This is a genomic window from Haloquadratum walsbyi C23, from assembly GCF_000237865.1.
GTDB classification, from domain to species: domain Archaea; phylum Halobacteriota; class Halobacteria; order Halobacteriales; family Haloferacaceae; genus Haloquadratum; species Haloquadratum walsbyi.
Map to the genome: position 1 here is coordinate 498,874 of NC_017459.1, position 14,057 is coordinate 512,930.

The 14,057-nt window shown below is 48.2% G+C and carries 15 protein-coding genes; 4 read left to right on the forward strand and 11 right to left on the reverse strand.

All coding sequences use genetic code 11. From position 1 onward, the window contains the following. Window positions 1–85 precede the first annotated feature (85 nt). Entirely contained in the window at window positions 86–817 is a 732-nt protein-coding gene (locus HQRW_RS02235) for a cob(I)yrinic acid a,c-diamide adenosyltransferase (protein WP_014555287.1), read from the reverse strand. 249 nt (window positions 818–1,066) lie between these two features. Between HQRW_RS02235 and HQRW_RS15775 the strand changes: the two genes are divergently transcribed. Then, window positions 1,067–1,564: a hypothetical protein gene (locus HQRW_RS15775; RefSeq protein ID WP_158307730.1), complete on the forward strand. Its 498-nt coding sequence runs from the start codon at window positions 1,067–1,069 to the stop codon at window positions 1,562–1,564. Here the strand turns inward: HQRW_RS15775 and HQRW_RS02245 are convergent. The 7 genes from HQRW_RS02245 to HQRW_RS02275 form a co-directional block, all read right to left on the reverse strand. Then, a complete protein-coding gene (locus HQRW_RS02245; protein ID WP_014555288.1) occupies window positions 1,559–2,581 on the reverse strand; it encodes an adenosylcobinamide amidohydrolase in 1,023 nt (340 codons plus the stop codon). The genes HQRW_RS15775 and HQRW_RS02245 overlap by 6 nt on opposite strands. A gap of 11 nt (window positions 2,582–2,592) precedes the next feature. After that, window positions 2,593–3,648, reverse strand: coding sequence for an aminotransferase class I/II-fold pyridoxal phosphate-dependent enzyme (locus HQRW_RS02250; protein ID WP_014555289.1), 1,056 nt, complete (start codon window positions 3,646–3,648; stop codon window positions 2,593–2,595). Window positions 3,649–3,835: 187 nt separating this feature from the next. Next, window positions 3,836–4,870 carry a nicotinate-nucleotide--dimethylbenzimidazole phosphoribosyltransferase gene (locus HQRW_RS02255; protein ID WP_014555290.1) on the reverse strand — a complete coding sequence of 345 codons (1,035 nt, stop codon included), beginning with the start codon at window positions 4,868–4,870 and terminating at the stop codon, window positions 3,836–3,838. Next, complete coding sequence (locus tag HQRW_RS02260) at window positions 4,861–5,604, reverse strand: NTP transferase domain-containing protein (RefSeq protein WP_338042652.1); 744 nt, start codon at window positions 5,602–5,604, stop codon at window positions 4,861–4,863. Before HQRW_RS02260 ends, HQRW_RS02255 begins: the two co-directional genes overlap by 10 nt. After that, window positions 5,592–6,356: an adenosylcobinamide-GDP ribazoletransferase gene (gene cobS / locus HQRW_RS02265; RefSeq protein ID WP_014555292.1), complete on the reverse strand. Its 765-nt coding sequence runs from the start codon at window positions 6,354–6,356 to the stop codon at window positions 5,592–5,594. Before cobS ends, HQRW_RS02260 begins: the two co-directional genes overlap by 13 nt. Further along, window positions 6,347–7,267, reverse strand: a complete 921-nt coding sequence (gene cbiB, locus HQRW_RS02270) for an adenosylcobinamide-phosphate synthase CbiB (protein ID WP_014555293.1) — start codon at window positions 7,265–7,267, stop codon at window positions 6,347–6,349. The genes cobS and cbiB overlap by 10 nt, the downstream gene beginning before the upstream one ends. 62 nt (window positions 7,268–7,329) lie before the next feature. Then, a complete protein-coding gene (locus HQRW_RS02275; RefSeq protein WP_014555294.1) occupies window positions 7,330–7,977 on the reverse strand; it encodes an HAD family hydrolase in 648 nt (215 codons plus the stop codon). A 141-nt stretch (window positions 7,978–8,118) separates the two neighbouring features. Between HQRW_RS02275 and HQRW_RS02280 the strand changes: the two genes are divergently transcribed. The 3 genes from HQRW_RS02280 to ftsZ all read left to right on the forward strand — a co-directional run bounded on the left by HQRW_RS02280 (window position 8,119) and on the right by ftsZ (window position 10,258). Beyond that, window positions 8,119–8,670 (forward strand): double zinc ribbon domain-containing protein, encoded by a 552-nt coding sequence (locus tag HQRW_RS02280; RefSeq protein WP_014555295.1) that lies wholly within the window; start codon window positions 8,119–8,121, stop codon window positions 8,668–8,670. A gap of 201 nt (window positions 8,671–8,871) precedes the next feature. Further along, complete coding sequence (locus HQRW_RS02285; RefSeq protein ID WP_011570697.1) at window positions 8,872–9,051, forward strand: ribbon-helix-helix domain-containing protein; 180 nt, start codon at window positions 8,872–8,874, stop codon at window positions 9,049–9,051. Between the two features lie 4 nt (window positions 9,052–9,055). Next, entirely contained in the window at window positions 9,056–10,258 is a 1,203-nt protein-coding gene (ftsZ, locus tag HQRW_RS02290; protein WP_011570698.1) for a cell division protein FtsZ, read from the forward strand. A gap of 198 nt (window positions 10,259–10,456) precedes the next feature. On the opposite strand, the gene HQRW_RS02295 is transcribed toward ftsZ, so the two are convergent. The 3 genes from HQRW_RS02295 to HQRW_RS02305 form a co-directional block, all read right to left on the reverse strand. Next, a complete protein-coding gene (locus HQRW_RS02295) occupies window positions 10,457–11,269 on the reverse strand; it encodes a class I SAM-dependent methyltransferase (protein ID WP_014555296.1) in 813 nt (270 codons plus the stop codon). A gap of 7 nt (window positions 11,270–11,276) precedes the next feature. Further along, window positions 11,277–12,113: a deoxyribonuclease IV gene (locus HQRW_RS02300; protein ID WP_014555297.1), complete on the reverse strand. Its 837-nt coding sequence runs from the start codon at window positions 12,111–12,113 to the stop codon at window positions 11,277–11,279. Window positions 12,114–12,258: 145 nt separating this feature from the next. Continuing rightward, complete coding sequence (locus tag HQRW_RS02305; protein WP_014555298.1) at window positions 12,259–13,620, reverse strand: NAD-dependent succinate-semialdehyde dehydrogenase; 1,362 nt, start codon at window positions 13,618–13,620, stop codon at window positions 12,259–12,261. Window positions 13,621–14,057: the final 437 nt, after the last annotated feature.

Below are 14,057 nucleotides of genomic sequence, written 5' to 3' on the forward strand. Positions count from 1 at the left end.
GGATTCAGTGCGATGATGCCACTGCATAACCCGGATATCGATTGCATCTGGATGCCAGTGGCTCTCTTGATAAGTATCAATACTGTTAATATTCAGTTCCTTTTCGCGCACGTATACCATCATCAAAGAGATGTTTCTGTTTTCTAACGTTAGTTATCAAATCAACATCATCGAATAAATACGTCGGCTCAGTGTGGCTCCCGGTGAGAACGAGTTCGAGATTATCTGGCTTTTGTTCAATAACTGAGAGAACATCATCCTGTGTAATAAGTTCTTGTTCAACAGCATAGAGAACTTCATCAAGAATCAACAGGTGAACTCCATCCTCAGGGTCTCCGCTGAGATCAATTGGGGTGTCCAATGAAGCATCAGAAATCCCATCAAGAAGTGCCCGCGTCCGTCGCATTGCTCCTTTAGCTTTTGCATGATGTTCATCATCATCGGATCCATCAAGCAACCCATGCCATCCGTAATGACCCGTGTTCTCATATGAGATTCCGGGAACAGCAGCGATTGCATTATACTCTCCTCGAGCCCCCTCGACTGAATCGGCACCGCCTTTCATAAATTGAAGCATATGGACACGGAAGCCATGTCCAACAGCACGGAATGCCATTCCAAGTGCAGCAGTTGTCTTTCCCTTTCCACCACCCCACCATACCTGCACTCGACCGAATTCCTCAGGCGCGGTCGGTGTGATTGTCTCTGCAGCAGGGCGTTCACCACCGCCAGGTGTTTGTTGACGGGTTTTTTTTGGATTCATTGTGGATGACTCATTTGCTTCGTCTGTCATGACATAATTCAGAGGACCGAACATAAAGAAGGCGACGTGTCGGTGCTTCCCTTTATTATCGGTGTATAACTGATACAATTTAATCTGATATGCCGCAAATGAATAGGCGAATATCGAGGATTGCGCTTGAATATAACATATCTCTACTATCTTTAACAGCGAGAGAATCCTGATTTTCAGACGGGCGTGAATCGCGTCAATTTTCACTCTGCTTTCCACGGATCTATACATACAGAGAACGTGCAGTAGAGTAATTCAATCGTTGGAACTAATTTGGGAACCACTTGGAGTCTTCCCCGCCGAAACGCACCGTATGGTGCTGACAGTACCCATGCCCCTACCCTTGCAACACGGGATGGGATGACGCAACGACACAATTCAACCCCTTCGACGTGCGAGCCTGTTCACCGTGGTAGAAAGGACAGGCAGACCGATGGCACGACCCGTGCGTCCCCGACCACGAACGGCGGGGGCGAGTCCGATGCAGTGTCGGACGCTGTGCAAGGAGATACCGCATCTATATCGGGATGCCGAACCCGCCACACTCTTCACCGGGCTTACGCACTGAGCGCGAACCGGAGTACACCCACGCGGCGGAATCTTGCCTTTGTTGGTGTCGTATCGCTCGACACCAAGCGTGCGGTTGAGGGAAACCGCGCCGTCCAGGGCGCGGAGGATATCATACTCGCACCATTGGGTGTCTTGGCTGATGCCCTAATAGTCGGATTTGTGATTGTTGAGATCCGCTGCTGGCATATAGTGTTTTCATGATTCTGTTGTTGTGTCTGTCTCTTCCGATATTTGAACAGGACTAACGAAAGCGCGATCATCGGTCACAATCCCGTGTGAAGCCATTTCGACGGACGTTGGAAGAGGCTCAGATTTGTATCGAGATGCAAGCGCAGCGCAGAGAGCATCACGAACACACACTCGTGCAGCGTTGCCAACAGCAGTGGCGCTGCCAGAAAACCGCTTCATATTGCCTGTTGGGTCTGATGCAATCAGAACTGCATCAGATGTTGTCCCAGTAAATCCGGTCTGTGCCATGAGTGTTGCCGCCTTTGCTTCACTCACAACAGCAACAAGATTTGAAAGTGCCCCTGGAGTGAGTGACCGTGTCGTCCCAAGGATGATATTCACGGTTCCAAAATCATCTCTATCAGACTTGTTGATTCGGGAATCGTCCAGTTCACCAGATGTATCTATATTTGTATCGGGTTCAGCATCCGTCATTGCATTTTCTGTTGACTGGTTATCATTTATCATCTCTGACATTGGGAGTGTTGCTGGATTACTAACTCCAGCGGTGACGATTACCTCAACGGGGTCAAGACGTGCTCGTCGGGCATGTTGGAGGTCGACACCAGTGAGTAGTGCTGGTGTGTATGTCCTTGTCTCAGTATTCATCCATATGGTATCATCAGTACCTGCGTGTGTAGTGTTGTGAGGCGTTTCTGTCTGCGTATCAGTTAATGACCTCCCCCTCCCATCGGTGAAAGTGGAGATATATTCAAATCCAGCAGTTGCACATCGCTCGGCGACGTATGCAGAAACAGCAGTTTCGGTCCACCCATGGGGGACAGAAAGAAGATATGCCACATCGCCTCGAGATACCCCGCCATTGTATCCTGTCGAGAGCCATCGAGTATCCGGACGATAGAGACGACACACTCCATCTCGAACGGTCAGATCAAAAAATGTCATATCGTCGTTCTCAGATGAGATATTATGATCAGTGCAATCAGTGACATCTGAGGTAGTATCAGATTCCGTATTTTCTTTAGTCATTATTACATCACTCAGTCTTCAAGCAGGACAGAGAGAAGTCTATCATTCTCATGTGGACGACGGATAGCGACGCGAACATGTGCATCTAATGTCTCAAATGTTCGTGCATCTCGAAGTTCAATACCATTCTCACGAGCATGAGCAAGAAGAGCATCAACAGCATCAGTCTTTGTTGTTGGACTTCGGTCGGCAATGGCTGAAACAGTTGTATCAACATCAAGTAGTAAAAATGGGGCATCTGAAGGAAAGACGGTATACTCTGTCTCAAGCGCTGTTCGAAGTCGTTCACGCTCTGTACTCACACGCTCACGAGTCGCGCGAACAAAATCATCCTGTGTAAGACAATACTGCCCGACAGCAGCCGCTGGTGTTGAGAGTGACCATGTCGGTCGTGCTGACTCAAGTCGGTCGCTTAGCACCCCATCCGCAACTGCGAACCCCGCTCGAAGTCCCGGCAGACCGAAGATCTTCGTCAGTGATCGGGCAACAATTGTTCCGCGCGCGCCAGCCATGCTCGGTGCATCAATGAAATCCATAAATGCTTCATCAATAATAACTGTCGTATCAGTCTCGATGCAGCGCTGTCGAAATGCATCGATAACCTCTGGGTCAATACAATCTCCGGTTGGATTATTTGGCGTACAAATAATCACTGCGGCAATATCATCTGGTGTTGTATCGGCAGTAACAATCGTATCATGTGCAATGCCAACCGGTATACCTCCCTGGAGTTTGACCTCTCTAGCATACTCACTGAATCCCGGCTCAGGAATGAATACTCGATCGCCTGATGAAACGGTGACAGCAACTGCAAGCCGAAGAGCTGCAAGCCCTCCCGGCACCGGTGTCACCATTGAAGCGTCACAGTTCACATATGAAGCTGCCGCCTGAGTGAACGCAGAAAAGTCATCGCGATATCGTGTTGCATCTGAGAGTGCTGACTCATATACCTCCGCAACACCTGGAGGGCGGTCGGGATTGGTGTTAGCGCTGAAATCAAGGCGAGAAGTATCCTCACTTCCACCATGTGGGACACGGTCAACGTCGGCTACAGCCTCAGGATTCATCGACCTCGATCGTATGACTCATCGTTTATACATAGAGTCTGAGTCTCTGTCAGATTCGATAGTAGCATTTGTGATATGTTGAGTGTCATTATTGAAAGATGCAAGGGTAACTCTGTCATTCAGGGCGGAGAGGGTGTCAAGAGCAATCGTATGTAATCATGTGTCAAAGGTTCGTTTTAGAATCAATTTAAGTACTCTTCGTATCGGTATACGTAACAGTATTTTCGTGAGACTGCTGTTGTTCAATACGATTTAGAACGTGTTGCACTGCTGGAATCACCTCGTTCAGTCGGTCCGCCTCCGCAATAAGCGCAAGTGCACCACCCATCCCAGCTCCTTCTTTAGCAACACCATTGGCGTACTCACTGAGTGGTCCAGCGTCGACATCATGAGCCCCGAATTCAGGGTTCGTGACGATTAAATCAAGATTAAGTGCTGTTGCTGTCTCATTCAATCCTGTGACATCTGCAGCAAGATATGATGTCGTTGCGAGCGTCGCTCGCTCGGAAACACCAGCATGACGGACAAGAGCTGCAACCGTCAGCAGTTGTGTTCCGCCGCCAAGGATAACATCCGTATTAGATTCGATTGCGCCAACAGTTGTCCCCGCAGCAACAGCTAATACCGGATCGCCAACAGCCCGAATCGCATGTTTAGGATTGTGTGCGAATTGACCAGGACTGATGCCTGCTGTCGAAAGGGCCTTATCAGTCACATTTTGTTTGAGTCTGAGTGGGTTTGTGGGGATTGATGATGATGTTGGGACATCAACACCAAGGGCACGACAAACAGCGAGTGCTGTTGTTGTTCCACCTGGTATAGTTTCTCCAATAACAATTTGATCATCAGGTAGTGACTGCCCAAACTCCCGTGCGTTAATAAATAATTCCGGGGCGGTCGGAACAGGCTCTGATTCACGAATATCGCGACCAGGACGAGCACCAACAGAGACCGTCGGCGCACCAGTTGGACGGGCAAGTCCAGCATCGATGATAGTCAGATCAAATCCAATCCGTTCTCGAATTGCTCGGGTTATCACTGCAGGCGTTGGACAACCGCTTGGACTTATCGGGGTAACAGGTGCTTGGATAGGGAGACCATAGCTAATGATTTCTGCGTCTGCACTCGGCGTGTGCATGAGTAAACGAGACGTCGCACCAGCAGCACTGATGCCTTCTATTGTAGCCGTCTTCGTCGTTCCTGCAACAAGTATTACTCGCATAGCTTTTCTGCGACACGCTTATCTGTCGGTCGGTTCACATTAATTGCTAGTCGAGCATCATAACTCAACTGTACAGTGTCAGTATCTCCTGCAACGATATTAATACCACTTGGGGCGACCTGGAGATGATCATGCTCAAATACTGTATCAACAGAAACACCAAGTTGTTTTTTTAGTGCTGCTGGAACACACAGCATAGTCGACGTCGGGTCATTATCATCGTTTAGACGAGCGGTGTTGATTACCTTTGCAATATGATCGCTTGATATAAGTGGAAGATCGGCTGGGGTGGTTACAACTGGTGTGTCGAGCATAGAAAGCGCATGCTGGAGGTCAGAAACGTATCCATCGCCTGGGGTTTCGATTGATGCTATTGATTCAAACCGAGATGCTTCACGAACCGCGGTTGCAGTTCGGGGTGCATTCGGTGATGTCACTGCCCAGACCGTCTCAACCGGGCTTGCTGTAAGTGCACTAGACACATGGGAAAGCATAGCAGTGCCATTAATTTCGATAAGTGGCTTCTCACAGTCAATTATCGACTGATCTGACACAGCAGATGACCGATTCGTGACTGAATTGTCTGGGCGTAATCCATCACCATGATCAGCGCTATTATCATTAATTTCGATATTTAAAACCTCATCCGGTGGTCGAGTCTCATTGTCTGAACTATCATTCCGTCGACCGCGAAGACGTGTCCCATGACCACCACACATTATCAAAGCGTCCATACAACCACCCCTGCATGAATAGCAGCAGCGCGGCTGACTTCGTTTACAGCGCCAAGAACATCACCGCTGATACCACCAAGTGCATCGTCAGCCCACTGCTTAATCACCAATGCGACGATGAGCGGGGTCAATACTACCGCTGCAGTCGAACCAGCGCCCAGGTATGGAATACCAAGTAGCAACGGCGTTAGTGCCAGTATAACTGGAAATAAAGATAGTGGCGTTGACTCATCGATTAGTGCAGCGCCAAGACCGTCATGTGCAGCATCACCTGTGCACACAAGTAGTGCCATTGCAGATTTTGCTCCTACCTCTGCAGTGAGGACAAGTATAAATGTAACCTGCGGGGTGGTTCTGGTAGCGCCGAGCACTCCAAGTGCAAGTGACACCACAGTCACCGTCACAGCGAGTGCCCCTCCAACACCGACCTGTGAGTCATGCAATACCGAGCGTCGGCGACTGTGTTCATCATCAGTATCATGAACAACTGCGGCATCCCCAATATCTGCTATCCCGTCTATGTGTGTAATGCCAGTTACACCGATAAGAATCAGAAGATACACTCCAATGAGTGTCGGCACAGGAACAATAGAGAGAAGAACAAATGGAAGAGCGACTAATGTACCGAGTGGATAACCAATAACTGTAAACGCAACAGGCGTCTGTCGAAATGCATCCCAGGCTTTCTTATCGTGCCCAATTGGAACACGAGTGAGAAAGCCAATCCCTCCACGAATGGCACTTATAACCACGTGATTCCCTCCAAAATAGTAATTGTAAGCACAATAGCTATTACTCCTGCTCGTCGTGTAATCTGGATTGCATAGGTAGCCACGGATTTGTCTGGAAGTGATGCAGACGTTCGAAGCTCATATGTATCTGGTTTATGAAGACGAGCTGGCAGAAGCGCTGCTATTGTTGCCATCGGCCATCCAGCATTGGGTGATGTAGTCTGTGCTGCGTCTACACGAACCTGCTGTCGAAGTGGGAGAAGTGGGTGCCCGACAGCAACTGATAGTAATGCTGCCGTGAGGCGAGCAGGTACCCACATGATAATATCGTCAAGTCGCGCTGAGGCAGTCCCAATAGGTTTTGACCGATATCCGAGCATTGAGTCCAGTGTGTTGATTGCTTTGACCCATGCCGCGCTAGCAACACCAATCGATACCGATACCGGTGCAAACAATGTAAACGCAAGTAGCGGTCCAATAAATCCATCAGCGAGGTTTTCAGCCGCACTCTCAACGGCTGCTGACCGAATATGTGCTGCATCTAATTCACTGGCATCACGACCAGCAAGGGCACGAAGTTCATAACGAGCCGCCGAGACATCAGCGGTGGTCATCATTACAACGTCATGAACTGTCCTGAGAAGTAATCGCAGACTTATTAGTGTGAATAAAACACATCCAGCTGCGAACGCACCGAGTTGTGAATTAACACTAAACACGACATACACACTCGTTGCTGTAACAATGCCAAATCCAATCGGAAGGGTCGTTGCAATTAATATACCAACTATGTTGGGACTGTCATACGACCGATCAACTATATCAACTAGTTGTCCAAAAAGCGCTACTGGATGAATGAATGCAGGCGGTTCACCAATGATCGTATCGAGACCAATCGCAACGATGACTGCAATACTGCCGAGTGTAATCACCTGCGCGTCTCCCAAGTCGAGTCGTTGTCATTACTGCTTGTATTAGGATCTGCACTCATCTGTTAGTTGATATTGCTGTCGTTATTATTGAATTCACCGTCAAGTGCTGTACTAATCTGCCCGAGCGATGTCTTAGTGATATTATGAAAATGCCCACCAACATCGTTGATACCACCATCTGTTTCTGGATTATCACCAATGTGAATAAGACTCGTCGGATCAACGCGAAGCGACTTTGCCACCGCTTGAAATGCTCGTGGGTGTGGCTTCCTCCATCCACAATCAACACTCGTGACAATCGCGTCAAATAATGAGCGGTCAATATCTGAGCGCATCAGTGTTCGATGAACTAATTGTGATACTGAACAGTTCGAGAGAATCCCGACTGGACCATTGGCTACTGCAGTCTCCACAGCAGTAATTGCGTTGGGACGCGTCTGTACAGTCGGATCAAAAGCAGCAGTGACCGCATGTCTAATATACTCAGCTGGAGCCGAAACATCACGCGACTGAAGTGCTGCATTTACATGAGTTGACAGTGGCACCTCCGAACCACGCTGTGACTCAACATGGACCGTCCTGTACGCGGTTTCCCAGTCAGATGGAACAGTCACCCCGCGCGTCTGGAGTTCAGATGCAACTGCAGCAGCAGGATCTGCAGGGCGGCTGACGGTGACAAGGGTATCAAATAAATCAAAGGTAACTGCCACGACAGCTGTATTGATAAGATTAAACTTGAATATACCGACGTGAGATCCTATGACTGACCGGTTATCTCTATTTGGAGAAGCGCATGACATCTGTCAGACGGAGGGAAAGTATTAATCTAGTTCAAAAATGATAGGATAATTATGAGCAAAATCACCTTCCGCGCCGACGATGACCTCGTCGGACAACTCGAAGAATTCGAGGGATCAAAAAGTGAGGTGATGCGTGAGGCACTCCGCACATATCTTGAAAATACGGGGGCTATGCACGAAGGCGGCAATGGGAGCCTTAACAATGATCTTAATTCAGACACCACTCACCATGCGACAGGAAATAAAAATCACGCTGGAGAGTCAGCTAGCCGGAAGGTGACGGTGAATATTGTACTTGATGATGAGTCAGGGATTGTTTATGCAAATAAACAAGAAGACGCAGTTGCAACGGCAACCGGAGAGCCAGACACTGCAATCGATGCTGAAGTAAATCGTAAGACATCAAGTAGCGAAGAAATATCAGAATGTAATAAGTGCGGAAAAGCACTGATAGATGGTCACGTATACTGTCCAAATTGCGGTGAGAAAGCCGCTCATCGGGTATTCTGTGAGTGTGGCGATGAGATCCAATCAGATTGGGCGTTCTGTCCTAGCTGTGGCCGACGAACATCTGCTGCGGATGTGCTCAAAAAATCATCCTGATTGACAGAATAATGTGATTCCAATTAGAATTGTCTTACTTTTGTCGATAGATTTATACGGCATCACTTTATTTGTATGACTGCGTAAGACGGTGTATGACATATCGCACATCGAAGTGTGAGATCGGCGTAGTACCCGATTGAAATGTCTCTAAAAGCATTCAATGAAATGCGCGAGCCGTCTTACCGGGGGAATGCAAATATGGAGCGTGTGACACTACGAATTCCGAAGCAACAGATAGAGGAAGTCGAACAAATGGTTGAAACGGGCGAGTTCCCGAATCGATCAGAAGCCATTCGTTCGGCGGTACGTGAGATGATTAATGAACAACAAGACGACCGTCACGAGTCGTCAAGCAAACATACGTGGGCGAAGGTGTAAGACGATGCAAGATATTGTCGAGGAAGCAATGCAGCGTGATGAAGAAGAGCGCGATGTTGCCGCTGAAGCTGGAGACGACCCCGAAGGCTTTGGCAGCCCACGAATCGTGATTGTCGGTGCTGGCGGAGCCGGTAATAATACAGTTAATCGATTGTATAACATTGGTGTCGACGGCGCCGATACAGTCGCGATTAACACCGATAAACAGCATCTAAAGATGATCGAAGCCAATACTAAGATTCTTGTCGGAAAATCCCTGACGCAGGGACTTGGTGCTGGTGGCGACCCATCAATGGGTGAACGGGCGACAGAGATGGCACAGGGCACAATTAAAGATGTCCTTGGTGAGGCTGATCTTGTCTTTGTCACTGCTGGTATGGGTGGTGGGACCGGAACAGGGGCTGCACCCGTTATCTCAAAGATTGCGAAAGAACAGGGCGCAATTGTCGTTGGAATGGTTTCAACGCCATTCAATGTTGAGCGTGCACGAACGGTAAAAGCTGAAGAAGGGCTTGAAAAGCTCCGTAATGAGGCTGACTCGATTATTGTCCTTGATAATAATCGACTACTTGATTACGTCCCTAATCTACCCATTGGTAAGGCCTTCTCGGTAATGGATCAGATTATTGCTGAGACAGTAAAGGGAATCTCAGAGACAATCACACAGCCATCATTGATCAATCTCGACTACGCGGATATGTCGACGATTATGGATCAAGGCGGCGTTGCGGTCATGCTTGTCGGTGAAACTCAAGACAAGAATAAGACACAGGAGGTGGTCAACGATGCGATGAATCATCCACTATTAGATGTTGACTATCGCGGTGCCTCAGGTGGGCTTGTTCACATTACCGGCGGTCCTGATCTTACTCTCAAAGAGGCAGAGGGTATCGCAGATAGCATTACTGAGCGACTCGAGGCAAGTGCAAATGTGATCTGGGGTGCACGAATTCAAGAAGAGTACAAAGGGAAGGTTCGTGTCATGGCTATTATGACAGGTGTCCAGTCCGCACAGGTGTTGGGTCCATCCACGCAAAAACAGGCTGATGCCTCACGTCGTAGTCTCGAGGGTTCAGCGTCTGAGTTCAACTCGACGCAGGGCAATACGGCAAATGGCTCGACATCAGGGTCTGAGTCAACTGGATGGCAGTCTGATGGCGGCCGTGCACCGCGTGAGAAACAACACGGGCTTGATGTCATCCGCTAATCACGTCCAAATCGACTCCTAATCGAACCTGTATTGCATCGATTTAAATTGTGAATCATTGATATTTTTTACATGTTCTCTCATTGGTTAGTGAAAATACAAAAATGTCCTCGATATTAACATATCGCTCTAGCTATTGAGAACGCTTGATCTTGTTTAATATCATATTATATTAGCTTTTGAGCCATCCAAATACTACTACGCCTGATCTGACGACACACGGCCAACAACAACATCAAATGGAATAATCTCCACGCGACGGTACGTCTCACTATGTATCTGATCGACAACCGCCCGTCCCATTTCACGCCAATCGTGTCGAAGCGTGTCATAGGCGTCATCTGAAAGCTCTCGACGGAGTTCAGTGCGGTGATCCCGTAATGCGGTGGCATGCGCTTTTCGAGCTGCTGCAGTTAATGCGGTATCATCATAGGGGGGTTCAGTTGTTCGGCGATGGTAATGTCGTCGGCGAACAATATCATCTAACCCTGCGTTATCAAATGCCGTGCTAAGTCGGTCACCAAGTGCAACATCAGTTTGAATACCAGCGATATATGCTTCGCGAGCCCGGCGTTCAATTTGAGCCTCAGTATCGACCGTTGATGCAACGCTGACAGCAGCATTATCCGGTTCAACCGCGGCAACAAGCTCAGATGAAACACGCGCAAACGTCTGAAGTATATTGACCGGATCCGGGAGGTTACTCAATAGCGCTTGACAGGTGACAAGATCGACAGCGTCAGATTTGATCGGGAGTTGTGTTGCATCAGCAATAATCGTTGTGAGGTCAGTTTTTGAACGTGCAATAGTGAGTAATTCAGGATCCATGTCAAGACAAACAATATCGCCAGGAGACTCGGTGTCAAGAACCTGTGCAAACTCACCCGTTCCGGTCCCGACATCAAGAATGCGAGTTCTATCCTCAAGTGAGAGTGGTGTCAGTGCTGCACGCGAATCAGCCCATAATCCGCGGCGAGTGTATGTAAGGTATTCAGATGAAAACTCTCGCACGAGCTGATTAGGCGGGATTCTCCGCAAGATTCCGAACTCGGTCAATATTCCATGCAAATCCTTTGCCATTCTCATTTGGGGTCTCTAATACGAGTGGAATCGGATCAATTGCGGAGTGATTAATGAATGCCTCCATCCCAGACTCACCAATTTTACCTTCGCCAATATGTGCGTGTTCATCCTTGTTTGTCCCACAGGCGTGTTTCGAATCATTCAGATGGACACATGCAAGATTATCCACTCCCACGGTTGTGTCGAATTCTTTGATTGTTGTATTGACAGCAGCTGGGCTTGAAAGGTCATATCCAGCCGCAAAAACGTGTGCAGTGTCAAGACAGACCTCAAGTTCATGAGTGCTTTCTTCAAGCACGTATGCAAGGTGGTCAAATTTATTACCAAGTTTTGTTCCCGAGCCGGCATCAGACTCGAGTAAGACTGTCACACTATCTGGAATCGTAAGTTCATCAAGTGCAGAGATTGCATTATCAAGCCCTTGTTGTTCGCCTGCTCCAGTATGTGCGCCAAGATGAACATTTACGTATGGAATCGATAATTGCGCTGCAGCATCAACCTCCTGTTGCATCGAATCAATTGACTTTGCTCGAAGGTCATCTTTCGGCGTACAGAGATTCACAAGATACGATGAGTGAATAACCCATGGACCGATGTCATGCATCTGAGAGCGGTCACGAAATGCTTCTGCGTCTGTGTCATCAATCGATGGGTCCTGCCAGACTTGCGGAGAATGAGTAAATATTTGTCCACAATTACCACCGTTCTCAAGTTGTCTATCAACGGCATTCGCGACCCCACCAGCAATGGATTCATGTGCACCAACGAGCATACAGCTAATATTATCTAGGCTAGTAAAGCCACTTCGAAGTCAGCTATGACCTCATAATTGAGTATATTGACTCGCATCTCCGAGGCTATCATTCAAGCCCGATTCTTGTCTATCCCTTTAGAAACAAATCTGCAAATGACAGAGATCATTCGACCCACAGCGTCTTTCGATTGGTGAACTCTGTAATCCCCGCCTCGGCAAGTTCACGACCGTATCCGGACTTCCCAATCCCACCAAATGGGACACGTGGATCAGACTTCACAAGCTGATTAATATAGACGCATCCAGCATCAATACGCTGACCAACCGCCTGTCCGCGGTCTCTATCAGCCGTCCAAACACTTGCACCGAGACCAAATTCGGTATCATTCGCTGTCGTAATCGCTTCGTTTTCATCTTTAACCTCAAATACTGCAGCAACAGGACCGAATAGCTCTTCATTTGCGGCTGGAGATGGTACTGGAATGTCAGTGAGAATTGTTGGTGGATAATACGACCCTTCACGATCAAGTGGCTCACCACCAATCTCGAGTGTTGCCCCTGCTTCGACAGAGCGCTCGACTTGTGAATGGAGATTCGCACACAGATCATTTCGAGCCTGTGGACCGACATCTGTGGTCTCATCGAGTGGGTCACCAATTGTGTACGATATCATCTCATCACGCAGTCGGTCGAGAAACACATCATAGATATCTGAATGAACAATAAATCGCTTTGCGGCAATACATGATTGTCCGTTATTAAGTGTGCGAGCCCATGCACCTGCCTCAACTGCAGCAGTAATGTCTGCATCATCAAGCACAATGAATGGGTCACTTCCCCCGAGTTCAAGAACAGTCTTTTTAAGATTCTCACCGGCTGTTGATGCAACAGCACGTCCAGCCGGACCACTACCAGTGAGAGTCACCGCTCGGATGCGGTCGTCTGTAATAACATCACTGACTTGATCTACCTCGATAAGAAGTGTTTCGAAGGCACCATCGGGGTATCCGGCATCATCAAACACCTCAGCAATTGCCTCTGCGCAGCCGGGGACATTCTCAGCATGTTTTAAAATCCCGACATTACCAGCGGTCAGATACGGTGCTGCAAACCGAAACACCTGCCAGAAAGGAAAATTCCAGGGCATAACTGCGAGAACAGGACCAAGTGGTTCATAGACAGTTTGCACGGAACTACCAGGTGGGCTTGGATGACCATCTGGTTGCAGATGTGCACTCGCGTGGGTTGCGTAGTACTCACACACCCGTGCGCATTTTTCAATTTCAGCGCGAGCCTGTGTGATTGGCTTGCCCATTTCTGTCGTCATCAATTGTGCGTACTCTTCGATACGATTTTCAAGAATATCACCCGCAGCCGCAAGAAGCTGCTCACGCTCACGAACTGATCGATTGCGCCATGTCTGAAATGTTGTTTGTGCCCGACTCAACGTTGCTTCGACATCATCGCTCGTGTCAGGCTCATACCGATCGATTTGTTCGTTTGTTGCAGGATTAATCACATCCATGTATATGCGATGGTATGCCACGGTCATATACGCCAGGGCGACCATGTGCAACAGATCGGTTGAGAGATATCAATCGATGTGTCACGTTCTTTAAAATAGCTTCTCACACTCACCGGTAATGATCAAAACACATGAGATCCTCCTCGATCTGGATGATAGGATTCTTTGGCTTTGACATCCTCCTCCGCGTGTGGTGCTCCTGAAAACTTATTGAGGAATTCAATTCAAAATCTTGTCATAGAGTAGCTGCTGATAGTGTTGCGTAGGACCGATGGTTCAGAATGTTTCATGGAGTACTAAAAGCCGTGGTATTGCGCCTGCTCAGCATATAATAGATACCCATCCTACCCTATGTAGGATGCAGACTTGCATACCGAATGGCGCATACGATAGTTGATTGCTGATCGAGGACAGGAATACCCTCGATTGATGATAAT